This window comes from Streptomyces sp. NPDC026417 (assembly GCF_055567695.1).
In genome coordinates, this window is the sequence record NZ_JBVHPY010000025.1 from 1 (window position 1) to 20,361 (window position 20,361).

19 protein-coding genes are annotated in these 20,361 nt (G+C 72.7%); 11 read left to right on the forward strand and 8 right to left on the reverse strand.

The window, feature by feature from the left end:
• Positions 1-192: 192 nt before the first annotated feature.
• Positions 193-1,497, forward strand: coding sequence for a DUF6986 family protein (locus tag ACZ4NT_RS31495; RefSeq protein WP_121408364.1), 1,305 nt, complete (start codon positions 193-195; stop codon positions 1,495-1,497).
• Positions 1,498-1,641: 144 nt separating this feature from the next.
• Here ACZ4NT_RS31495 and ACZ4NT_RS31500 read toward each other — a convergent pair whose 3' ends face one another.
• A complete protein-coding gene (locus tag ACZ4NT_RS31500) occupies positions 1,642-2,724 on the reverse strand; it encodes a LacI family DNA-binding transcriptional regulator (protein WP_467728511.1) in 1,083 nt (360 codons plus the stop codon).
• 205 nt (positions 2,725-2,929) lie between these two features.
• Here ACZ4NT_RS31500 and ACZ4NT_RS31505 point away from each other — a divergent pair, with 205 nt between their 5' ends.
• The 3 genes from ACZ4NT_RS31505 (at position 2,930) to ACZ4NT_RS31515 (ending at position 5,680) form a co-directional block, all read left to right on the forward strand.
• Positions 2,930-3,880 carry an ROK family protein gene (locus ACZ4NT_RS31505; RefSeq protein ID WP_467728512.1) on the forward strand — a complete coding sequence of 317 codons (951 nt, stop codon included), beginning with the start codon at positions 2,930-2,932 and terminating at the stop codon, positions 3,878-3,880.
• Positions 3,881-4,298: 418 nt separating this feature from the next.
• Positions 4,299-4,493: a hypothetical protein gene (locus ACZ4NT_RS31510; RefSeq protein ID WP_467728513.1), complete on the forward strand. Its 195-nt coding sequence runs from the start codon at positions 4,299-4,301 to the stop codon at positions 4,491-4,493.
• Positions 4,494-4,639: 146 nt separating this feature from the next.
• Positions 4,640-5,680: an NUDIX domain-containing protein gene (locus ACZ4NT_RS31515; RefSeq protein ID WP_121408360.1), complete on the forward strand. Its 1,041-nt coding sequence runs from the start codon at positions 4,640-4,642 to the stop codon at positions 5,678-5,680.
• A gap of 86 nt (positions 5,681-5,766) precedes the next feature.
• On the opposite strand, the gene ACZ4NT_RS31520 is transcribed toward ACZ4NT_RS31515, so the two are convergent.
• Entirely contained in the window at positions 5,767-7,122 is a 1,356-nt protein-coding gene (locus tag ACZ4NT_RS31520) for a M20/M25/M40 family metallo-hydrolase (RefSeq protein ID WP_467728514.1), read from the reverse strand.
• Between the two features lie 274 nt (positions 7,123-7,396).
• Here ACZ4NT_RS31520 and ACZ4NT_RS31525 point away from each other — a divergent pair, with 274 nt between their 5' ends.
• Complete coding sequence (locus tag ACZ4NT_RS31525) at positions 7,397-8,617, forward strand: geranylgeranyl reductase family protein (RefSeq protein ID WP_467728515.1); 1,221 nt, start codon at positions 7,397-7,399, stop codon at positions 8,615-8,617.
• 241 nt (positions 8,618-8,858) lie between these two features.
• Here the strand turns inward: ACZ4NT_RS31525 and ACZ4NT_RS31530 are convergent, their stop codons facing one another.
• Positions 8,859-9,311: a nitroreductase family deazaflavin-dependent oxidoreductase gene (locus tag ACZ4NT_RS31530; protein ID WP_467728516.1), complete on the reverse strand. Its 453-nt coding sequence runs from the start codon at positions 9,309-9,311 to the stop codon at positions 8,859-8,861.
• 308 nt (positions 9,312-9,619) lie between these two features.
• Here ACZ4NT_RS31530 and ACZ4NT_RS31535 point away from each other — a divergent pair, with 308 nt between their 5' ends.
• The 3 genes from ACZ4NT_RS31535 (at position 9,620) to ACZ4NT_RS31545 (ending at position 12,608) form a co-directional block, all read left to right on the forward strand.
• Complete coding sequence (locus ACZ4NT_RS31535; protein ID WP_467728517.1) at positions 9,620-10,312, forward strand: TetR/AcrR family transcriptional regulator; 693 nt, start codon at positions 9,620-9,622, stop codon at positions 10,310-10,312.
• A 398-nt stretch (positions 10,313-10,710) separates the two neighbouring features.
• Positions 10,711-11,946: a sensor histidine kinase gene (locus tag ACZ4NT_RS31540; RefSeq protein WP_467728518.1), complete on the forward strand. Its 1,236-nt coding sequence runs from the start codon at positions 10,711-10,713 to the stop codon at positions 11,944-11,946.
• Positions 11,943-12,608 (forward strand): response regulator transcription factor, encoded by a 666-nt coding sequence (locus ACZ4NT_RS31545; RefSeq protein ID WP_121408354.1) that lies wholly within the window; start codon positions 11,943-11,945, stop codon positions 12,606-12,608. Before ACZ4NT_RS31540 ends, ACZ4NT_RS31545 begins: the two co-directional genes overlap by 4 nt.
• On the opposite strand, the gene ACZ4NT_RS31550 is transcribed toward ACZ4NT_RS31545, so the two are convergent.
• Together ACZ4NT_RS31550 and ACZ4NT_RS31555 are read right to left on the reverse strand one after the other, a co-directional pair.
• Positions 12,569-12,844: a DUF6332 family protein gene (locus ACZ4NT_RS31550; protein WP_121408353.1), complete on the reverse strand. Its 276-nt coding sequence runs from the start codon at positions 12,842-12,844 to the stop codon at positions 12,569-12,571. The genes ACZ4NT_RS31545 and ACZ4NT_RS31550 overlap by 40 nt on opposite strands.
• 139 nt (positions 12,845-12,983) lie before the next feature.
• Positions 12,984-14,501: an MFS transporter gene (locus ACZ4NT_RS31555; RefSeq protein ID WP_121408352.1), complete on the reverse strand. Its 1,518-nt coding sequence runs from the start codon at positions 14,499-14,501 to the stop codon at positions 12,984-12,986.
• Positions 14,502-14,586: 85 nt separating this feature from the next.
• Here ACZ4NT_RS31555 and ACZ4NT_RS31560 point away from each other — a divergent pair, with 85 nt between their 5' ends.
• Positions 14,587-14,997 carry a MarR family winged helix-turn-helix transcriptional regulator gene (locus tag ACZ4NT_RS31560; RefSeq protein ID WP_467728519.1) on the forward strand — a complete coding sequence of 137 codons (411 nt, stop codon included), beginning with the start codon at positions 14,587-14,589 and terminating at the stop codon, positions 14,995-14,997.
• 119 nt (positions 14,998-15,116) lie between these two features.
• Here the strand turns inward: ACZ4NT_RS31560 and ACZ4NT_RS31565 are convergent, their stop codons facing one another.
• The 3 genes from ACZ4NT_RS31565 to ACZ4NT_RS31575 all read right to left on the reverse strand — a co-directional run bounded on the left by ACZ4NT_RS31565 (position 15,117) and on the right by ACZ4NT_RS31575 (position 18,383).
• A complete protein-coding gene (locus ACZ4NT_RS31565) occupies positions 15,117-15,863 on the reverse strand; it encodes a maleylpyruvate isomerase family mycothiol-dependent enzyme (protein WP_467728520.1) in 747 nt (248 codons plus the stop codon).
• Between the two features lie 136 nt (positions 15,864-15,999).
• Positions 16,000-17,163, reverse strand: coding sequence for an MFS transporter (locus ACZ4NT_RS31570; RefSeq protein WP_467728572.1), 1,164 nt, complete (start codon positions 17,161-17,163; stop codon positions 16,000-16,002).
• Between the two features lie 440 nt (positions 17,164-17,603).
• The gene (locus ACZ4NT_RS31575; protein WP_467728521.1) at positions 17,604-18,383 is read right to left on the reverse strand and encodes a DeoR/GlpR family DNA-binding transcription regulator; all 780 of its coding nucleotides are present in this window, start codon (positions 18,381-18,383) and stop codon (positions 17,604-17,606) included.
• Between the two features lie 123 nt (positions 18,384-18,506).
• Between ACZ4NT_RS31575 and ACZ4NT_RS31580 the strand changes: the two genes are divergently transcribed.
• Both ACZ4NT_RS31580 and ACZ4NT_RS31585 read left to right on the forward strand, forming a co-directional pair.
• Positions 18,507-19,397 carry an SIS domain-containing protein gene (locus ACZ4NT_RS31580; protein ID WP_467728522.1) on the forward strand — a complete coding sequence of 297 codons (891 nt, stop codon included), beginning with the start codon at positions 18,507-18,509 and terminating at the stop codon, positions 19,395-19,397.
• A 33-nt stretch (positions 19,398-19,430) separates the two neighbouring features.
• The gene (locus ACZ4NT_RS31585; protein WP_467728523.1) at positions 19,431-20,282 is read left to right on the forward strand and encodes a class II fructose-bisphosphate aldolase; all 852 of its coding nucleotides are present in this window, start codon (positions 19,431-19,433) and stop codon (positions 20,280-20,282) included.
• Positions 20,283-20,361 lie beyond the last annotated feature (79 nt).

A 20,361-nucleotide genomic window follows, 5' to 3' on the forward strand; every position in this document is an offset into this window, starting at 1 on the left:
CCCCCCCCCCCCCCCCCCCCCCCCCCCCCCCCCCCCCCCCCCCCCCCCCCCCCCCCCCCCCCCCCCCCCCCCCCCCCCCCCCCCCCCCCCCCCGGCCGGTTTCGGGGGACCATTGACGCAGATCGAGGGCGCCTATTAACTTCGCTATACGGATTGTTGATTCCGTGCAGCGGAAAATTGGAGGGTGTGGGAATGGGTCAGGGTCAGCAGGAGACGGTGGCGACGAGCCTCGCGGGCGCCGTCAGCGAGGAGATCAGCTCCTCCCTCGCGCCGGTCGACGCGGAGCTGGAGCGCCGCTACCCGGGCGACCCCGGCACCCGCCAGCCCGTCCACACCGTGTACGTCCCCGGCGACGCCTTCGCCGCCGACACCCTGCGCACCTGGGGCGACAAGGCCCTCGCCGCGCTCGACGAGCACGCTCCGGACGCCGCCTCCTTCGCCACCGTCCTCGGTCTCACCGACGACCTCGCCGAGCCGGTGTACGAGCGGGTACGGGCCAAGCTGGAGCGCGAGCCCGTCGAGGACCTGCGCGTCGACTTCGAGGACGGCTACGGCCCCCGCCCCGACGCCGAGGAGGACGAGAGCGCGGCGCGCGCCGCCCGGCTGATCGCCGAGGCATACGCGAACGGCACGGCGGCCCCGTACATGGGCATCCGCATGAAGTGCATGGAGGCGCCGGTCCGCGACCGCGGCATCCGCACGCTCGACATCTTCCTCACCGGACTCGTGGCCGCCGGCGGCCTGCCCGAGGGGCTGGTCCTCACGCTGCCGAAGGTGACGTACGCGGAGCAGGTCACCGCGATGGTCCGGCTCCTGGAGGAGTTCGAGAAGGCGCACGGGCTGGAGCCCGGCCGGATCGGGTTCGAGATCCAGATCGAGACCAGCCAGTCCATCCTCGCCACCGACGGCACCGCCACCGTCGCCCGCATGATCCAGGCCGCCGAGGGCCGCGCCACGGGACTGCACTACGGCACCTTCGACTACAGCGCCTGCCTCGGCGTGAGCGCCGCCTACCAGGCCAGCGACCACCCGGCCGCCGACCACGCCAAGGCGGTCATGCAGGTCGCCGCGGCGGGCACCGGGGTGCGCGTCTCGGACGGTTCCACCAACGTCCTGCCGGTCGGCCCGACGGCCAAGGTCCACGACGCCTGGCGCCTGCACTACGGCCTCACCCGCCGCGCCCTGGCCCGTGCCTACTACCAGGGCTGGGACATGCACCCCGCCCACATCCCGACCCGGTACGCGGCCGTGTTCGCCTTCTACCGCGAGGGGTTCGAGCAGGCCGCCGCCCGTCTCTCGCGCTACGCCAACCAGACGGGCGGCGACGTCATGGACGAGCCGGCGACCGCCAAGGCACTCAGCGGCTACCTCCTGCGCGGCCTCGACTGCGGCGCCCTCGACGTCGCCGAGGTGGCCCGGCTCAGCGGCCTCACCCGTGCCGATCTGGAGGCCTTCGCGGTGCCGCGCCGCGGTGACCTGACCGCCTCGGCCAAGTAGCTCAGGCAGACGTCGGGTTCGCGGCTCCGGCCGCGAGCACCGGCGGGGCGGCCGTCATCGTGGCGCCGGGGGCGCGGTCGGCCTCGCCCGGCCGTCGACGACCCGGGCGGGTGCGACGGGAGCCGCTCCGGACCGCCCGTCGGGTCAGCCGGCCGGGGGCAGTTCGCCCGAGCCCCGGGTGATCAGCCGGGTCGGCAGCTCGATGCGCTCGGGGGTGACGAGGTTCCCGTCCAGCTGGCGGAAGAGGCGTTCGGCGGCGGTGCGGCCGAGGGCGGCGGCGTCCTGGGCGACGACGGTCACGCCGGGCTGGAGGAGGTCGGCGAGCTCGATGTCGTCGAAGCCGACGAGGGCGACGGGGCGGCCGCGCTCGGCGATCACCCGGACCACGGTGACGGTCACACGGTTGTTGCCCGCGAAGACCGCGGTGACGGGGGAGGGGCCGGAGAGCATGTCCTCGGCCGCGCGGCGCACCCGCTCGGGGTCGGTGACGCCGAGGGACATCCAGGCGCCCTCGACCGGTATCCCGGCGTCCTCCATGGCGGCCCGGTAGCCCCGCAGCCGCTCGGCGGCGGTGTGGATGCGCGGCATGTCCCCGATGAACCCGATCCGCCGGTGCCCGTGCGCGATCAGATGGGCGACGCCGTCGCGGGCTCCGCCGAAACTGTCCGACAGCACGACGTCGGCGTCGATCCTGCCCGCGGGCCGGTCCACGAAGACCGTGGCGACGCCCGCCTTCATCTCGGGCTCCAGGTACCGGTGGTCGTCGCCGGCCGGGATGACGACGAGTCCGTCCACCCGGCGGGCGCACAGGGCGAGCACCAGCTCCTGCTCGCGGTCCGGGTCCTCGGCACTGGATCCGTTGATGAGCAGGGCGCCGTGGGCCCGGGCGACCTCCTCGACCGCGCGGCTGAGCGGGCCGTAGAAGGGGTCCGCGAGGTCCTCCAGGACCAGGCCGATGCTGGCCGTGCGGCCCTTGCGCAGGACGCGCGCACTGTCGTTGCGGCGGAAGCCGAGCGCCTCGATGGCCTCCTGCACACGGCGCTCGGTGTCCGGAGTGACCCCCGGTTCGCCGTTGACCACGCGGGAGACCGTCTTGAGGCCCACACCGGCACGCGCCGCCACGTCCTTCATGGTGGGACGATTGCCGTAGCGGGTCTCGGATCGGCGGGTGGTCTCGGCCACGATGTGCTGTCCTGTCCTGTCGTCCACGGGGATGCGTAGGTCCATGGGGTTGTATGAGGATGTGGCGTCGAGCATAGAGCCTGGACAACGTTGTCAGATGCGGGAGACACTGTCCATCGCAATCTCCGGTCCGGCACCCCACCTGGGGGAGCGCCGTCCTGCCGGCTTTCCGGCCGGGGATCCGGGCCCGCCCGCGGCAGCCGCCGTGAGCCGGGACCGGCACGACACAGCAGCGGGAGACCTGACTCTGATGCACACCGACCTCGTGGCCGCGCTCGACATCGGCGGCACCAAGATCGCCGGAGCGCTGGTGGACGGCCGCGGCCGGATCCTCCTGCGCGCGCAGCGCGCGACGCCCGCGCAGGAGGACGGTGACACCGTGATGCGGGCCGTCGAGGGCGTCATCGGCGAGCTGACGCTCTCTCCCCTGTGGGGCAGGGCGAGGGCCGTCGGCATCGGCAGCGCCGGCCCCGTGGACGCCTCCGCCGGCACGGTGAGTCCGGTGAACGTGCCGGGCTGGCGCGGCTACCCGCTGGTCGAGCGGGTGCGTACGGCCACCGCGGGCCTGCCGGTCGAGCTGATCGGCGACGGCGTGGCGATCACCGCGGCCGAGCACTGGCAGGGTGCCGCCCGCGGCCACGACAACGCCCTGTGCATGGTCGTGTCCACCGGCGTCGGCGGCGGTCTGGTCCTGAACGGACAGCTGCACCCCGGGCCCACCGGAAACGCCGGCCACATCGGTCACATCAGCGTGGACCTCGACGGCGACCTCTGCCCCTGCGGCTCCCGTGGCTGCGTGGAGCGCATCGCGAGCGGTCCGAACATCGCCCGGCGCGCGTTGGAGGGCGGCTGGCGGCCTGGTCCGGACGGGGACACGTCGGCCGCCGCGGTGGCCGACGCCGCCCGCGCCGGAGACCCGGTGGCCGTCGCCTCGTTCGAGCGTGCGGCGCAGGCGCTCGCCGCCGGTATCGCGGCGACCGCGACCCTCGTCGAGATCGACGTCGCCGTCATCGGCGGCGGAGTCGGCAAGGCGGGGGACGTCCTCTTCACCCCGCTGCGCGCCGCGCTCGGCCGGTACGCGACGCTGTCCTTCGTGGAACGCCTGACGGTGACGCCCGCACTGATGGGCACGGACGCCGGCCTCGTCGGAGCGGCGGCGGCCGCGCTCAGCGGGAAGCCGAGTACGACCGCCGGGGTGTGACGCCCCGGAGGTGGTACGGGCGTGGAGGTGCCGGGGGACCCCCGCCGCGGCGACCTCGGTGTCGTCCGCCCGGATCTCGAAGGCGACGGTGCCCTTGGTGTTCGCCGGGAAGCGGAACGCCGGAGGTCCGGAGAGACGCCTCCGGTCCCGACGGGCGTTGTCAGTGCCCGCCGCTACGCTGGCGGCAACGTAACTACGAACAAGTCGGGTTACTGCTGTGCCCCGCCTTTCCGCCCCGCAAGGGACAGCACCGGAAGGGCGGGGCATGCTGCTCTCGGTGCTCTCGGTGCTCTCGGTGCTCTCGGTGCTCTCGGTGCTCAGTGTGCGGGTGACATGGGAACCCGGTGGCGGGGGCCGTGGGTGCGCCCGGCGGGGTCGTCACCCGTGACTCATACCCGCCTTCGTAGTTGATCCGGGCATGAAGAAGCGAACCATGCTCGCCGTAGCCTCCCTCGCCGCCGGATTCGTCGTCGCGGCGGTCACCCCCTCGCACGCCCTCGACGGCGACGCGCTCGGCGACCTGAACCTCGACAGCACCATCGGCAACCTCGACCACACGATCAGCAACGACAGCCTGGCGATGGGGGAGGGCGTCCTCGACCAGGACGCCTGAGGGCTCGCTGTACGGCGCCGGCAGCCCGGGACGGGGTGCCGGCGCCGCTGCGTGCCGCCCTTCGGTTGGCTCCCCTCATCAGCACCGGGTTTCCGTGGCAGGGTGGAACGGGCAAGCCCCAGGGGGCCAACAGAAGAGGGGGAACCGTGATCGTCTGGATCAACGGTGCGTTCGGTGCGGGGAAGACGACGACCGCACGGGAACTGATCGACCTGATCCCGAACAGCACGCTCTTCGACCCCGAGGTCATAGGCGGCGCACTCACGCACCTGCTGCCGGCCAAACGCCTCGCCGAGGTCGGCGACTTCCAGGACCTGCCGATCTGGCGGCGCCTCGTGGTCGACACCGCGGCCGCCATGCTCGCCGATCTCGGCGGCGTCCTCGTGGTCCCGATGACCCTGCTGCGCCAGGAGTACCGCGACGAGATCTTCGGCGGTCTCGCCTCGCGCCGGATCTCCGTACGGCATGTGCTCCTGGCCCCGGCGGAAACGATCCTGCGGGAACGCATAGCGGGACGCGAGGTGCCACCCGACCTCCCCGACGGCGAGATACGGGTGCGTCAGTGGTCCTTCGACCAGATCGAGCCCTACCGGGCCGCGCTCGCCTCCTGGCTCACCGCCGACGCGCATCCCGTGGACACCAGCGCGCTCACCCCGCACGAGACGGCCCTGCGCGTCGCCGAGGCCGTACGCAGCGGGGACGCGGCGGTGAGCGACATCGTGCAGACGCCCGAGCCGACCGCGGAGACCCTGGCCGCCGGCGTCCTCCTCTTCGACGAACAGGACCGGGTCCTGCTGGTCGACCCGACCTACAAGCCCGGCTGGGAGTTCCCCGGCGGCGTCGTCGAACCCGGCGAGGCTCCCGCGCGCGCGGGCATGCGCGAGGTCACCGAGGAGACGGGCCTCACCCTCGACGAGGTGCCCCGCCTCCTCGTCGTCGACTGGGAACCGCCCGCCCCGCCGGGCTACGGCGGCCTGCGACTCCTCTTCGACGGCGGACGGCTCCCCAGCACCGAGGTCCGGCGCCTGTTGCTGCCGGGCCCCGAACTGCGGGACTGGCGCTTCGTCACCGAGAAGGAGGCGGCCACGCTGCTGCCGCCGGTGCGCTACGAACGGCTGCGCTGGGCGCTGCGGGCCCGCGAGAGAGCCGCGGCGCTGTATCTGGAGGCGGGGGTGCCGGTGGGCTGAGACGGGCTGCCCGTCCCGGTCACGGGTGGGCCCCTCCGCCGAGGGCGGAGAGGCCCCACCACCGGCCACCGGGGCCTCGGGCCGGGTCAGCTCGCCGCGTAGTTCCGCAGGAACAGGGCCTCCGTCACCGACAGGCGCTCCAGTTCCTCGGGGGACACACTCTCGTTCACGGCGTGGATCCGGGCCTCCGGCTCGCTCAGCCCGATCAGCAGGATCTCCGCCCGCGGGTACAGCGACGCGAGGGTGTTGCACAGCGGGATGGAGCCGCCCTGACCGGCGTACTGCATCTCCTGCCCCGGGTACGCGACCGCCATGGCCTCGGCCATCGCCGCGTACGCCGGGCTGGAGGTGTCGGCCTGGAACGCCTGGCCCTGGCCGATCTGCTCCGTGCGCACCCGCGCCCCCCACGGCGTGTGCGCCTCCAGGTGGGCCTGGAGCAGCTTGGTCGCCTCGGCCGCGTCGACGCCCGGCGGCACCCGCAGGCTGACCAGTGCACGGGCACCGGCCTGCACCGACGGCGTCGCGCCGACCACCGGCGGGCAGTCGATGCCCAGCACGGTGACGGCCGGACGCGCCCAGATGCGGTCGGCGACCGTGCCGGACCCGATCAGCCCGACCCCGTCGAGCACCTTCGCGTCCTTGCGGAACGCCTCCTCGTCGTACTGGAGGCCGTCCCAGCGCGTGTCACCGGTGAGCCCGTCGACCGTCGTCGAGCCGTCCTCGGCGCGCAGTGAGTCCAGGGCGCGGATCAGGGCGCCGAGCGCGTCGGGCGCCGCCCCGCCGAACTGTCCCGAGTGGAGGTTCCCCTCGAGCGTGTCCACCTGCACCCGGACCAGCGTCATGCCGCGGAGCGTCGAGGTGACCGTCGGCAGCCCGACCCGGAAGTTCCCGGAGTCGCCGATGACGATGGTGTCGGCGGTCAGCAGCTCCGGGTGCTCCTCGGCGTACCGCTCCAGGCCGCCCGTGCCCTGCTCCTCGGAGCCCTCCGCGATCACCTTCACGTGCACGGGGACGCCCCCGTTCGCCTTCAGCGCCCGCAGGGCGAGCAGGTGCATGATCACGCCGCCCTTGCAGTCGGCCGTCCCTCGTCCGTACCAGCGCCCGGCGCGTTCCGTCAGCTCGAACGGCGGAGTCGCCCAGGCGGCCTCGTCCAGCGGCGGCTGCACGTCGTAGTGCGCGTACAGCAGGACCGTCTTCGCGCCCTCGGGCCCGGGCAGGAAGCCGTACACGGACTGCGTGCCGTCCGGGGTGTCGAGCAGTGCCACGTCCTGGAAGCCCTCGGCGTGCAGCGCGTCGGCGACCCAGTTCGCGGCCCCCTCGCTCTCGCTCCGGGGGTATTGGTCGAAGTCCGCCACCGACTTGAAGGCCACCAGCTCGGTGAGCTCCGCCTTCGCCCTGGGCATCAGCGAGGCGACGGTCTCGGCGACCGGATTCGACGACATGGGCACGCTCCTTGTGGGTGCGACGTTGTGCTTCGGCGTACGGGTACGGGGTGTACGGGCACGTGCACCGGTACGTGGGTGTGCCGGGTGCACGGGGTGTACGTGTTGCGGACCTTGTGAGGGTTGTTCTGCGATCTTCCGGTGGTGCGTACGCGCTTCCTGGTGTGCAGGGCGCATATGTTGCCGATCCTCCCACAGTGGCCTGCGGCGATGCCCGCCGTAGGATGCGGGGGAAAGGTGCGGCAGGCGGCTGGATCGGGAGCAGTAGACCATCGTGAGCAGCGAGAACTCTTCGGCGGCGGACGACGCGCAGCAGGTATGGGACGTCGTCGTGGTGGGCGCGGGACCCGCGGGGGCTTCGGCCGCCTACGCGGCAGCGGTCGCGGGACGCAGCGTCCTGCTGCTGGAGAAGGCGGAACTGCCCCGCTACAAAACCTGCGGAGGCGGCATCATCGGCCCCTCGCGCGACTCGTTGCCACCCGGCTTCGAGCTGCCGTTCCGGGACCGGGTGCACGCGGTCACGTTCTCACTGGACGGGAAGTTCGCCCGCACCCGGCGTTCCAAGCAGATGCTGTTCGGGCTCATCAACCGGCCCGAGTTCGACCAGCAGCTCGTCGAGCACGCCCAGAAAGCGGGTGCCGAGCTGCGTACGGGCGTCACGGTCTCGCGGGTCGAGCAGCACGGCTCGGCCGTGCCCGACCGGCGCACCGTCGCCGTCGTGCTGCAGGGCGGTGAGTCCGTGCTCGCCCGGGCCGTCGTCGGAGCGGACGGCAGCGCCAGCCGGATAGGAGCGCACGTCGGGGTGAAGCTCGACCAGGTCGACCTCGGCCTGGAGGTGGAGATCCCGGTGCCCGACACCGTCGCCGAGGACTGGATGGGCCGTGTCCTCATCGACTGGGGCCCCATGCCCGGCAGTTACGGCTGGGTGTTCCCGAAGGGGGACACACTGACCGTCGGAGTGATCTCGGCCCGCGGCGAAGGCGCCGCCACCAAGCGGTACTTGGAGGACTTCATCGCCCGGCTGGGACTCGCCGGTTTCGAACCGAGCATCTCCTCCGGCCACTTGACCCGGTGCCGCACCGACGACTCGCCGCTGTCCCGCGGCCGGGTGCTGGTGTGCGGTGACGCGGCGGGTCTCCTCGAACCGTGGACCCGCGAGGGCATCTCGTTCGCGCTGCGGTCGGGACGGCTGGCGGGGGAGTGGGCGGTACGGATCGCCGAGGCGCACGACGCCGTGGACACCCGGCGCCAGGCGCTCAACTACGCCTTCGCCATCAAGGCGGGTCTGGGCGTGGAGATGAGCGTCGGCAAGCGGATGCTGGCGGCCTTCGAACGCCGTCCCGGCGTGTTCCATGCCGCGCTCACCGGTCTGCGTCCCGCTTGGAAGGCGTTCACGGGTATCACCCGGGGCTCGACCTCGCTCGGCGAGATGGTGCGCAGCCACCCGATGGCGGGGCGCGCCCTGACCGTGCTGGACCGGCAGTCCGCGGGCTGACGCCGCCTTCTCCGGCTGACGAATCCGCCGCCTGACGGGAGTTGCCCGCCTACGGGTGCGGTGAGGGCGCCCGGGTGTTCCGGCGGTGCGGGGCGGTCCGGAGGTGCGGGGCGGTCGGTTCCGTGGGCTGGGAGAGCGGCGCGAAGGCCGGCTGCCCCGGGCGCGCTGACACCGAGGTTCCGCCGGTGCGTCGGGCGAGGTGTCCCCGGGCGCCGGCGGGGCGGTCCGTCGACCGGCGGCGTCAGGGCTCGATCGTGATGCGGAAGACCGGGTGCCTGGGAGCGGCGGCGAGCAGTTCCTCGTCGCTGCTCTTCGCGTCGACGTCGCCGAAGAAGCGGCCGACCTCCCAGCCCCACTTCTTGAGGTAGGTGCGCAGGACGACCGGCTTCTCCTCGTCGGACATCTCGACCGCGGTGAACTCCTGGGTCCGGCGGCCGACCTGGAGCCGCCCGCCGCCGGCCGCTCGCAGGTTGCGCACCCACTCGGAGTGTCCGCGGGCCGAGACCAGGTAGGGGCCACCCTCGTACGGGAGCGGGTTGACGGGGACCTTGCGCCATTCGCCGCTCTTCCGGCCGCGGACGGAGAGCTCGGCGCTGCCGAGGAGGCTGACGCCGTGCCGGGCGAGCCAGCCGACCAGGCCGTTCATGGCCTTGTCGAAGGGCTTCGGCTTCATGTAGTGGGTCGATGACGACATCGATTCCTCCTCCTTGAGAGAGCAGCGCTCTCAGTTTGCGAGAGCACCGCTCTCGCTTGACATCAGTGTGGACCGGATCGGTGCTCCAAAGCAAGAGCAGTGCTCTCTATTCTGTGCGGCGCTCTTGTTTCGATGCGGCGCTCGCCCTCGGTGCAGGGTGGTGGTCCCGATTCGCGCCGCGTCGACGGGTGGGGTGGGTCGCTTGGGGGGCCGGATCGGCGCTGTACCCCGAAATGAACGGGGCTGCTGATCGAGAGCACTGATCTCGTTTGTGTGCGGTGCTCTGAAAGCGTGGGAGACTGCCCTGTATGAGCACCACACGTGGGGCCCGGGCCCGGGCCAGGATCGAAGTGACCGCGGCCATCAAGAACGAGGCGCGCAGACAGCTCGCCGACGAGGGCGCCGCCCGGCTGTCGCTGCGGGCGGTCGCCCGCGAACTGGGCATGGTCTCCTCGGCGCTCTACCGCTACTTCCCCAGCCGCGACGATCTGCTGACCGCGTTGATCATCGACGCGTACGACTCCCTCGGCGAGGCCGCGGAGTCGGCGCACTCCGAGGTCGCAGGCGCCACGCCGCAGGCCCGCTGGGTCGCGGTGTGCGAGGCGGTACGCGCCTGGGCGCTGGCGCATCCGCACGAGTACGCGCTGATCTACGGCTCGCCCGTACCGGGGTACACCGCGCCGGACGCCACGGTGCCGGCCGCGTCCCGGGTGGGCCTGGTCCTCATCGGCATCGTCCGCGAGGCGTACCGGGGCAAGGGGGTGGCCCGCCCGCCCTTGCCGCCGGAGCTGAAGGCCGAGGGGCAGCGGCTGGCCGGGGACATCGCCCCCGACCTTCCGCCCGAGGTGGCCGTGGCGCTCGTCGCCGCGTGGTCGCAGCTGTTCGGGCTGGTCGGCTTCGAGCTGTTCGGGCAGTTCAACCGGGTCGTCGAGCAGCGGGAGCCGTTCTTCCGGCACGCGGTCGCACAACTCGCCCAGGGAGTGGGCCTGGTGTATCCCTGACCTCGGGCTCCGCGTCGGCGGTACGCCGCACCCAGGACATACCGGCGAGCCTTCTGTCCGGCCCTGCCCCCGGCTCCGACGCCGGTGCAGGTTCCGGCGCTTCGGCCCGGCTCCGGCTCCGGCTCGGGGTCCCGCCTCGGGGTCCCGCCTCGGGACGGGCTCCCGCATGCCGCCGCCGGCCGGCGCCGCTCGGGCTCCCGCGTGCCGCCGCCGGCCCGGCTCCCGCGCCTCGGTCAGACTCCCGCATGCCGCCCCGGCTCCGGTGCCGCGGCCGGAATCCGGCTCTCGTCCTCCGGGAGGCGCTGCGCAGCCGCGGCTCCCGTACTCCCCAGGAAGTACCGCCGATCACCACGCCCGGCTGACGCCGGGGGAGCCGTGCGGCGTCTAGCGTGGCGGGCATGGAAGAGCAGCACAGCCGCAGGCCCCCGGGGTGGGGCGGACCCCGGTGGTGGCGGCACGGGCCGCCGGGGCGGAACCACGGGGACGGCGTGCACACCGGCGCCCGCCTGCCGTGGCGCTCCACTCTCCTGATCACCCTGTTCGTGCTCGCCGGTTCCACCTTCGCGGCCCACGTCCAGGAGGGTGACCGCGCGCCCCTGGACGCCTTCGCCCGCGTGCTGCTGGTCACGGGCTGTGCCGCGCTGCTGTGGCGGCAGCGGTATCCGGTGCTCGTCGCCTTCGCCACGGCCGCGGCGGCGATGGTCTACCTCGGCGCCGGATATCCGTACGGGCCCGTCTTCCTCAGCGTGGCGGTCGGCTGCTTCGGAGCTGTCGTCGCCGGGCACCGCAGAGCCGCGTGGGCGGCGGTGGGCATGCTGTGGGCAGGCCATCTCCTCGTGGCGCACTGGCTGTACCGCTGGCTGCCTCCGGCGGGGGACGGGCCGGCCGCCTGGGGCCAGGAGATCGTCACCGCGACCTGGGTGGTCGCGATCGTCGCGGTGTCGGAGCTGGTCCGGGTCCGGCGTGAGCAGTGGGCGCGTGACCGGGCCGAGCGTGCGCGGGCAGCCGAGCGGCGGGCCGACGAGGAGCGGCTGCGCATCGCGCGGGAGCTGCACGACGTCCTGGCGCACAGCATCTCCGTGATCAATGTCCAGGCGGGTGTCGGGCTGGCGCTGCTGGACTCCGACCCGGAGCAGGCGCGTACGGCGCTCACCACGATCAAGACCGCGAGCAAGGAGGCGTTGGGTGAGGTCCGGCAGGTCCTCGACACGCTGAGGACGCCCGGAGAGGCTCCGCGCGCGCCCGCGCCGGGACTCGAACGGCTCCCCGAACTCGTCGAGCAGGCCGCGAGCGCCGGGCTGACGGTCGAGGTGGTGGGTGAGGCTCCTGGGCTGGCGCCGGGCGTCGACCTCGCGGCGTTCCGCATCGTGCAGGAGGCGTTGACCAACGTCGTACGGCACTCGGGGTCGCGGCACGCGCGGGTCGGGGTAGAGCGCGCCGAAGGTGCCTTGCGGCTGCGGATCGACGACGACGGGCCCGCGACCGGTGCGGACGCCGGAGGCAGCGGCAACGGGCTCGCCGGGATGCGGGAGCGGGCCGCGGCGCTGGGTGGCACGATCGAGGCCGGGCCCCGCTCGGACGGCGGGTTCCGCGTGGTGGCGGTGCTTCCGCTGAAACGTGAGGAGGACCGGTGATCCGGGTACTGCTGGCCGACGACCAGTCGCTGGTGAGGGCGGGTTTCAGGGCCCTGCTCGACGCGCAGCCGGACATCGAGGTGGCCGGTGAGGCCGCCGACGGTGAGGAGGCGCTCGGCAGGGTGCGCGAACTGCGGCCGGACGTGGTGCTGATGGACATCCGGATGCCGCGGCTCGACGGGCTCGCCGCCACGCGCCGGATCACCGGGGACGCGGGGCTGGGGGATGTGAAGGTGGTCATGCTCACCACCTTCGAGCTGGACGAGTACGTCTTCGAGGCGATCCGCTGCGGGGCTTCGGGGTTCCTCGTCAAGGACACCGAACCCGCCGAACTCCTGCGCGCGGTGCGGGCGGTGGTGGAGGGCGACGCACTGCTGTCCCCGGGGGTGACCCGTCGGCTGATCGCCGAGTTCGCGGCCCGATCCAAGGAGCCCGCGGCCGCCGAGTCGCTGTCCGAACTCACCGAGCGGGAGCGGGAGGTGATGGCCCTGGTGGGGATCGGCCTGTCCAACGACGAGATCGCCCGACGCCTGGTCGTCAGCCCGCTGACGGCGAAGACCCACGTCAGCCGGACCATGGTGAAGCTCGGTGCCCGCGACCGGGCCCAACTCGTCGTGTTGGCCTACGAGTCGGGATTGGTACGGCCGGGCTGGCTGGGCTGACGGAGGTGCCGGAAGCGGGTCAGCACCGTCACGACGGTCGCGAAGAAGACGCAGACCGCGAGCGCGACCGCGGTCGACCTCAGGGTGTCGTCCGACCCGCGGGGAGCTCCGAACAGAGCGGGGACCAGATGGCGTACGCCCATGAAGGCCGCCCCCGCGAGCACCGCGCCGGCGAACAGCGCGTATCCGATCTCGACCGTCATCGCGTCCCGCTCCGCCTGCGTACGTTTCCCCATGCATCGAGTCAAACAGGCGTACGCCCGACGGACAAGGAAATGTCCGCCGGACGCAACCGGGTCGAGGTGGGGCGGGTCCGGACGGTCGTGAGGCCGTGGCGGCGAGCCGTGCGGTGTCCCGGGGCGAGGGACGGCGGCCTCAGTCGACGACCGCCACGCGCACCTCCTCGTCGTCCTTCCTCGCCGTGGCCGTCTCCTCGTGGGCGGAGCCGTCGTGCGGGGAGCGGGCGACCAGGATCGTCTCCCGCGTGCGCGGGGTGCGCAGGCCGGTCAGGGTGATGAGCAGGCCGGCGAGGGCGATGGCCGTCACGACGACCAGTCCCGACCGGTAGCTGTCGAGGACGGCCTGCGGAGAGGAGCCCTCGGAGGAGCTCGCGGTCACGACCGCCGTCACGACGGCCAGGAAGATCGCGCCGCCCACCTGCACCGAGGTGTTCAGCAGACCGGAGACCATGCCCTGCTCGTGGTCCTCCACGCCGTTCGTCGCCTGGATGTTGAGCGACGGGAAGACCAGGGCGCAGGCCGCGCCGATGAGCAGCATGGTGGGCAGGATGACGGCCGCGTAGACGGGATCGAGGTCGACGCGGAGGAAGAGCGCGTAGCCCACGACCATCAGGGCGAAGCCGACCGCGATCAGCCGCGGGGTGCCGAAGCGGTCGACCACCGAGCCCACCTTCGTGGAGGACAGCGCGACCAGTGCGCCCGCGGGCAGGAAGGCGAGCGCGGTGTGCAGCGCCGACCAGCCGAGCAGCGACTGCATGTAGAGCGTCACCATGAACTGGAATCCGACGTACGAGCCGAAGAACGCCATAGCGCCGAGCTGGGCGCGGATCTGGCTGCCCGACCGGAGCACCCCGAGCCGGATCAGCGGGCTCGGGCTGCGCCGCTCCACGGCCACGAAAACGGTGAGCAGGACGACGACGGCGGCGAAGGAGAGCAGCGTGCGGGCCGTGCCCCAGCCGACCTCGGGCGCCTGGACGACGGTGAAGACCAGCAGCAGCATCGAGGCGGTGCCGATGACGGCGCCGGGGATGTCGTATCCGCGGTGGTCCTTCTCGCGCTCGCTGCGCGGGATGAGCTTCAGGCCCGCGATCAGCGCGACGACGGCGATCGGCGCGGGCAGCAGCATGGTCAGCCGCCAGCTGGCTTCGGTGAGCAGGCCGGACAGCACGAGCCCCATGGAGAAGCCGGTGGCCGCGCAGGTGGTGTAGATCGAGAGCGCGCGGTTGCGCAGCGGGCCCTCGGCGAAGGTCGTGGTGATGATGGACAGGCCGGCCGGCGCGGTGAAGGCGGCGCTCAGGCCCTTGATGAAGCGGCTGGCGATCAGCAGGGGGCCCGAGTCGACGAGGCCGCCCAGCAGTGAGGCGAGGGCGAAGACGCCGAGGGCCACGAGGAAGACCTGGCGGCGGCCCAGGAGGTCGGCGGTGCGTCCGCCGAGGAGGAGGAGTCCGCCGTATCCCAGGATGTAGCCGCTGACGATCCATTGCAGCGTCGACGTGGAGAGATCCAGTTCGGAACCGATGGACGGCAGGGCGACGCCGACCATCGACACGTCGAGCGCGTCCAGGAACATCGCGGCGCACAGCACCAGCAGGGTGCCCCACAGGCGAGGCGTCCAGCTTCCCTGGGACGCGGGGGTGGTGAGCGGAGAGGTCATGGCGACGACAGTACATGCATACGCATCCAATGCAAGTGCATTTAATTCCGATGCAACAAAATGGATTCTTTGCTACGGTGCGGCCATGGCGGCGAAGAAGGCCGAGCGCGTGCTCGTGGACGAGTGGCGGAACCTCCTCGCGGTGCACGCGCGCACGCAGTGCGAGCTCGACCGTGAACTGCACCGACACGGCCTGGGTGCGAGCGACTTCGAGGTCCTCGACGTACTGGCCGAGGGCGGTGCGTCGGAGAGCGGTGCGTCGTACCGCGTGCAGGAGATCTCCGAACGCGTGCATCTGAGCCAGAGCGCGCTGTCGCGGTTGATCGGCCGACTGGAGAAGGACGGGCTCGTCACGCGCTGCGTGTGCTCGCAGGACCGCCGGGGTGTCAGCGTGACGCTCACGCCGCGTGGGCGCGAGCTCCGCGACGAGGTGCTGCCGCTGCAACGCGGGGTCCTGCGCCGGATGCTGGCGGGTGGGGGGACCGACTGCTCCTGAACCGGAGCCGACGTCCGGTTCGGCTCCTGAACCCTCGTCGGCTCCGAGTTTTCGGTTTCAGCAGGTCAGCTTGATGGAGCGTCAGCCGTAACTCGACCCGGTCACGGGCTTTTCAGTCGTCAGCTCCAGGCGACCGCGGACCTCTCCCGCCACAGCGCCGCGAGTTCGGCGTCGCCGGTCACACCCGGGAACGGCCGGCGGTTCCACAGGGCCAGGTACAACTGCTCCGCGGGTCCGGCCAGCTCGCAGTCGGGTTCCGGGTTCCCGCCCTCACCCCGCTCGCTCACGAGCGGCTCCGACGACAGTCGTACGGTCCACACGGCGCCCTCGGTGTCGGTCGCCCGCACCCTGAGGATCCGAGGGGTGTCCGAACGCACCCTGCTCTTCCCGCGGTTGTGGAACCCGCGCAGCAGTTCGTCGATGCCGTCCACCGCGAAGTCCGTGCCGACGGTGGCAGGCTCGGCACCGAGCGCCGACTCGGCGTCGACCCGGTGCACGGTCGTCTCGTGAGCCTGGCGCCGCGCCCAGAAGGCCAGCGGCGAGGGGGCGGGCAGGAAGGTCCAGCAGCGAAGATCGTGGGGCGCCGCGGCGAGGGTGTCGACGAGCCGGCGGTGACCGTCGCCGAACCAGGCCAGGAGCTCCTTGCCGTCCAGGTCCGGCAGGCCGCCGTCGGGATGGTACGAGGTGTGCCCGTCGGCGACGAACGCCGTCGCCCAGCGGTGCACCATGCCCGTGTGCCGCAGCAGGTCGCGCACCTGCCACCCCGGACACGTCGGCACGTCGGCATCGGCCCCGGCCTCCTCGGCGGCCAGCGCGAGCAAACGGCCCTCGCCGTCGAGGGTTTCCACGAACTGCGCAATCTCCATGCCGTGAGTGTGCCTGATGGAGTGCGGCCGAGGGGAAAACGAGGGGGTGCGAGTGCCCGGCGCCTGATCCGTACGGCCGCCCCGCGGCGCGGCGCGCCCGTGCCTCCGCCGGCCCACTTCTCGGTCTCTCAATCTCCTAAGCGACACTCACCCGGCGCGTGGCGAATGCGATCAGGGCCGCCACTCCCGCCAGGACCGCCACACTGGTGAGGGCCGTCGGCAGTGAGTACCAGTCGGCCATGAACCCGATCGCGGGCGGCCCGAGCAGCATGCCTCCGTAGCCGAGGGTGGAGGCGGCGGCGACCCCGGTCGGGCCCGCGAGCGCCCCGGCGCGGTCCACGGCCACGGGGAAGATGTTGGCGAGGCCGAGCCCGGTGACGGCGAAGCCGAGCAGTGCGGCCCACACCGAGGGGGCGAGCGAACCGACCAGCATGCCGAGCATCGCCGTCGTGCCGCCCGCGACCAGGGTCCTGGTCCGGCCGAGCCGTTCCAGCAGTGTCGTGCCGCTCAGTCGCCCGATCGTCATGGCCAGGGCGAAGCAGGAGTAGCCCGCGGCGGCCACACCGGGGTGTGCGGAAAGGTCCTGTTCGAGGTGGAGCGCGCCCCAGTCGGCGAGCGCGCCCTCGCCGTACGCGGTGCAGAGCGCGATGAGACCGAAGACCGCGACCAGGCCGCGGGTGCGGCCGCCGAGGCGGTGCGGTCCGCTCCCCTCACGGGCCGTGGCCTCCGGGGAGACCGGAGGTTCCTGGCGCAGCAGAGTGCGTCCGGCGATGGCCGTCACGAGCAGGCCGATCACGGTGAGGCCGAACAGGTGGCGGGAGGGGGAGAGGTGACCGGCGACCAGTCCGCCCAGCCCGGCGCCGAGCATGCCGCCGAGGCTGTAGGCCGCGTGGAAGCTGGGCATCACCGGGCGCCGGAGCGCGGCCACCAGATCGACGGCCGCGCTGTTCATGGCGACGTTGATGCAGCCGTATGCGGCGCCGAAGACCAGCAGTACCGTGCCGAGCGCCACGGCCGAGTGGGTGAGCGGGGGCAGGGCCACGCTCAGGGCGAGCAGGACGCCGCAGGCGACCGTCACCGGGTGGCTTCCGAAACGGCGGCAGAGCCGTCCGGTGAGCATCATCGTGATCACCGCACCGGCCGAGACTCCGAGGAGCGCGAGCCCGAGCGTGCTGGCCGAGGCGCCGGTCTGTTCCTTGATCGCGGGGATCCGGACGACCCAGCCGGCGAAGACGAAGCCGTCGAGGGCGAAGAAGGCGGTGAGGGCGAGGCGAAGCCGAGCGAGGTCGGTGCCCGGCACGACGCTGTGCGGGGTGAGTTTGTTTATTAGCGGCACAAATGCAGAGTAGGTGCGGGCGGCGGGTGCTTACAAGGGGGGTGCCTGGAGGGGGTGACCCGGTCGCTCTCCCCGGAGAGGGGTCCTGGGAGTCCGCAGTTTCCCCAGGCGGTGGCCGGGGCGGGGGCCGTGACGGGGCCGTGGCGCGGGCTCCCGAGGGGGGCGGGGCGTGGGTGGGCTCGCGTTGCCAGGGCCTCGGTCGTGGCCGGGCGCGGACCGCGGCGACCGCCTCCCCTCGGCCCTCCCGCCTCTCCCGAGGAGGTGCCGGGTTCGTGGCCGGGCGCGGACCGCCGCGACCTCCACCCCCGCCTCTCCCGAGGAGGTGCCGGGTTCGTGGCCGGGCTCAGACCGCCGCGACCTCCACCCCCGCCTCTCCCGAGGAGGTGCCGGGTTCGTGGCCGGGCTCAGACCGCCACGACCTCCACCCCCGCCTCCTCGAACCGCCGCACTGTCTCGTCCTCGGCCGCGGTGTCCGTGACGAGTGTGTTCACCGCTCCCGCCCCGCAGATGTGGGCGAAAGCGCGCTGCCCCAGCTTGCTGGAGTCGGCGGCGACGATCACGCGCTGGGCCCGCTCGCACAGCAGGCGGTTGATCGCGGCCTCGGCCTCGTCGTGCGCAGCCGCTCCGTGGACGGCGTCGAAGGCGACCACGCCCAGCACGGCGACATCGAGCGTGATCTGGGCGAGTACGCCGTCCGCGAGCGGGCCGATGAGCTCGTACGAGGACGGGCGGGCCACTCCGCCGGTAACCACGATCTTGAACTGGGGCCGCACGGCGAGCTCGTTGGCGATGTTGAGCGCGTTCGTCACCACGGTGAGCGCGGGCGAGCCGGTCGCGAGGTCGGGGCGTACGGCCAGCGCGCGAGCCACCTCGGTGGTCGTCGTGCCGCCGGTCAGGCCCACCGCCTCGCCCGGCGTCACCAAGTCGGCCACGGCCCTGGCGATGCGCTGCTTCTCCGAGGCGCGGCGCGCGGTCTTGTAGCGCAGCGGCAGTTCGTAGGAGACGCCGTGGACGACCGCGCCGCCCCGGGTGCGGACGAGCATCTGCTGTTCGGCGAGCTGGTCGAAGTCGCGCCGGATCGTCGCGGCGGACACCCCCAGCGCCGCCGCTGCCTCCTCGACGTCCAGTCGGCCCTGCTCCACGAGCAGATCCAGCAGCGTCTTCCAGCGGGCGTCGCGCGACATCCGCACTCTCCTGTTCCTCGATCCTCCGCGACCCTAGCGCACCACTCCGCGCGCTGAATGCTTGATTGTGCTCGAAAGCTCGCTATATCTTGCAAGAACAAGCATTCGTGGGAGGGGAACGGCATGACCCATGTCGAGAGCGAACTGAACAGCCAGCCCGAGTGCTGGGCGCGAGCCGCCGAGCAGGCCGCGGGGCACGGTGCCGCGCTGCCCGCGCCGGGGGAGCGGGTCGCGATCGTGGGCTGCGGCACCTCGCTCTTCATGGCCCAGGCCGCCGCCGCACTGCGAGAACACTCCGGACAGGGTGAGACCGACGCCTTCGCCGCGTCCGAGTTCCCGCACGGCCGTACCTACGACCGGGTGGTCGCCCTCACCCGTTCCGGCACCACCACCGAGGTGCTGGACCTCCTCGGCCGGCTCAAGGGCCGTACCCGTACGACAGCCGTCACCGCCGACCCGCACACCCCCGTCATGGAGTCAGCCGACGACATCGTGGTCCTCGGCTTCGCAGACGAACAGTCGGTCGTGCAGACCCGGTTCGCGACCACCGCGCTGACTCTGCTCCGCGCCCACCTCGGGCTCCACACGGATGCCGTCCTGGCGGACGCGGCCACCGCGCTGCGGGCCCCGCTGCCCGAAGGCCTGGTCGGCTGCACCCAGTTCACCTTCCTCGGCCGCGGCTGGACCGTCGGGCTGGCCAGCGAGGCCGGACTCAAGATGCGGGAGGCCTCACTGGCCTGGACCGAGGCCTACCCGGCGATGGAGTACCGGCACGGTCCCATCAGCATCTCCACCCGCGGCACGGCCACCTGGATGTTCGGCGAGGCTCCCGAGGGGTTGCCCGGGCAGGTGCGGGCGACCGGTGCCCTGTGGGTGGGCGGCAGCCTCGACCCGCTGGCCGAACTCGTCCGCGCCCAGCGTCTGGCGGTGGCGGTCGCCGCCGCCCGGGGACTCGACCCGGACCGGCCGCGTCACCTCACCCGTTCGGTGATCCTGCAGCGGAACGCCCACTGAGTCGGCTCAACCACACGCTTCACAGGAGGAGTTGTGCCACTCGCCGCAACCGGTGACCTGGTCGCCGCCGCCGTCCGGGCGCGAAGCGCCGTCGCCGCGTTCAACATCATCACGCTGGAGCACGTCGAAGCCGTCATCGCCGGCGCCGAGTCCGTGGCCGCACCCGTTGTGCTGCAGGTCAGCGAGAACGCCGTCAGATTCCGCTACGGACGGCTCCTCCCGCTGGCCCGGGCCGCGAGCGCGGCGGCCGAGCGGGCGGCGGTCCCCGTCGCGCTCCACCTCGACCACGTCCAGAGCGACGCGCTCCTGCGCCAGGCGGCGGACGCCGGATTCAGCTCCGTGATGTACGACGCGGCCCGGCTGTCGTACGACGAGAACCTGGCCGCCACCCGGGCGGCCACCGACTGGGCGCACGCACAAGGGCTCTGGATCGAGGCCGAGTTGGGTCAGGTCGGCGGCAAGCAGGGTGAGCCGGCCCTCGACGCGCACGCGCCCGGTGCGCGAACCGACCCCGCCGAGGCGCGTGCGTTCGTGACGGACGCGGGCGTGGATGCCCTGGCCGTCGCGATCGGAAGTTCGCACGCGATGACCACCCGGACCGCGACCCTCGACCACGACCTGCTCAAACGGCTGGCCACCGCCCTCGAGGTGCCGCTCGTCCTGCACGGCTCCTCCGGGGTCCCGGACGACGAACTGGCGGCGGCCGTCACCGGGGGCATCGCCAAGGTCAACATCGGAACGGCGCTGAACCTCGCCATGACCGGCGCCATCAGGGAGTTCCTGGCCGCCCGGCCCGAGGCCGTGGACTCCCGCAAGTACCTCGGCGTGGGGCGGGAGGCCATGGCCCGGACGGTGGCGCGCCTCATCGGAGTGCTGCGGGCCTGAACCGCCGGCCCGGTGGCGCCGCTCCGCGGCCGGTGCGGTGCCGGTTTCGCGGCTGCCGGCGTCCGGGGATCGCGGCCGC

What these genes read in the sequence shown, in the direction of transcription:
- ACZ4NT_RS31495 (WP_121408364.1), top strand. Translation starts at nt 193, where the DNA reads ATGGGTCAGGGTCAGCAGGAGACGGTGGCGACGAGCCTCGCGGGCGCC.
- ACZ4NT_RS31500 (WP_467728511.1), bottom strand. Translation starts at nt 2,724, where the DNA reads ATGGACCTACGCATCCCCGTGGACGACAGGACAGGACAGCACATCGTG.
- ACZ4NT_RS31505 (WP_467728512.1), top strand. Translation starts at nt 2,930, where the DNA reads ATGCACACCGACCTCGTGGCCGCGCTCGACATCGGCGGCACCAAGATC.
- ACZ4NT_RS31510 (WP_467728513.1), top strand. Translation starts at nt 4,299, where the DNA reads ATGAAGAAGCGAACCATGCTCGCCGTAGCCTCCCTCGCCGCCGGATTC.
- ACZ4NT_RS31520 (WP_467728514.1), bottom strand. Translation starts at nt 7,122, where the DNA reads ATGTCGTCGAATCCGGTCGCCGAGACCGTCGCCTCGCTGATGCCCAGG.
- ACZ4NT_RS31530 (WP_467728516.1), bottom strand. Translation starts at nt 9,311, where the DNA reads ATGTCGTCATCGACCCACTACATGAAGCCGAAGCCCTTCGACAAGGCC.
- ACZ4NT_RS31535 (WP_467728517.1), top strand. Translation starts at nt 9,620, where the DNA reads ATGAGCACCACACGTGGGGCCCGGGCCCGGGCCAGGATCGAAGTGACC.
- ACZ4NT_RS31540 (WP_467728518.1), top strand. Translation starts at nt 10,711, where the DNA reads ATGGAAGAGCAGCACAGCCGCAGGCCCCCGGGGTGGGGCGGACCCCGG.
- ACZ4NT_RS31550 (WP_121408353.1), bottom strand. Translation starts at nt 12,844, where the DNA reads ATGGGGAAACGTACGCAGGCGGAGCGGGACGCGATGACGGTCGAGATC.
- ACZ4NT_RS31555 (WP_121408352.1), bottom strand. Translation starts at nt 14,501, where the DNA reads ATGACCTCTCCGCTCACCACCCCCGCGTCCCAGGGAAGCTGGACGCCT.
- ACZ4NT_RS31560 (WP_467728519.1), top strand. Translation starts at nt 14,587, where the DNA reads ATGGCGGCGAAGAAGGCCGAGCGCGTGCTCGTGGACGAGTGGCGGAAC.
- ACZ4NT_RS31565 (WP_467728520.1), bottom strand. Translation starts at nt 15,863, where the DNA reads ATGGAGATTGCGCAGTTCGTGGAAACCCTCGACGGCGAGGGCCGTTTG.
- ACZ4NT_RS31575 (WP_467728521.1), bottom strand. Translation starts at nt 18,383, where the DNA reads ATGTCGCGCGACGCCCGCTGGAAGACGCTGCTGGATCTGCTCGTGGAG.
- ACZ4NT_RS31580 (WP_467728522.1), top strand. Translation starts at nt 18,507, where the DNA reads ATGACCCATGTCGAGAGCGAACTGAACAGCCAGCCCGAGTGCTGGGCG.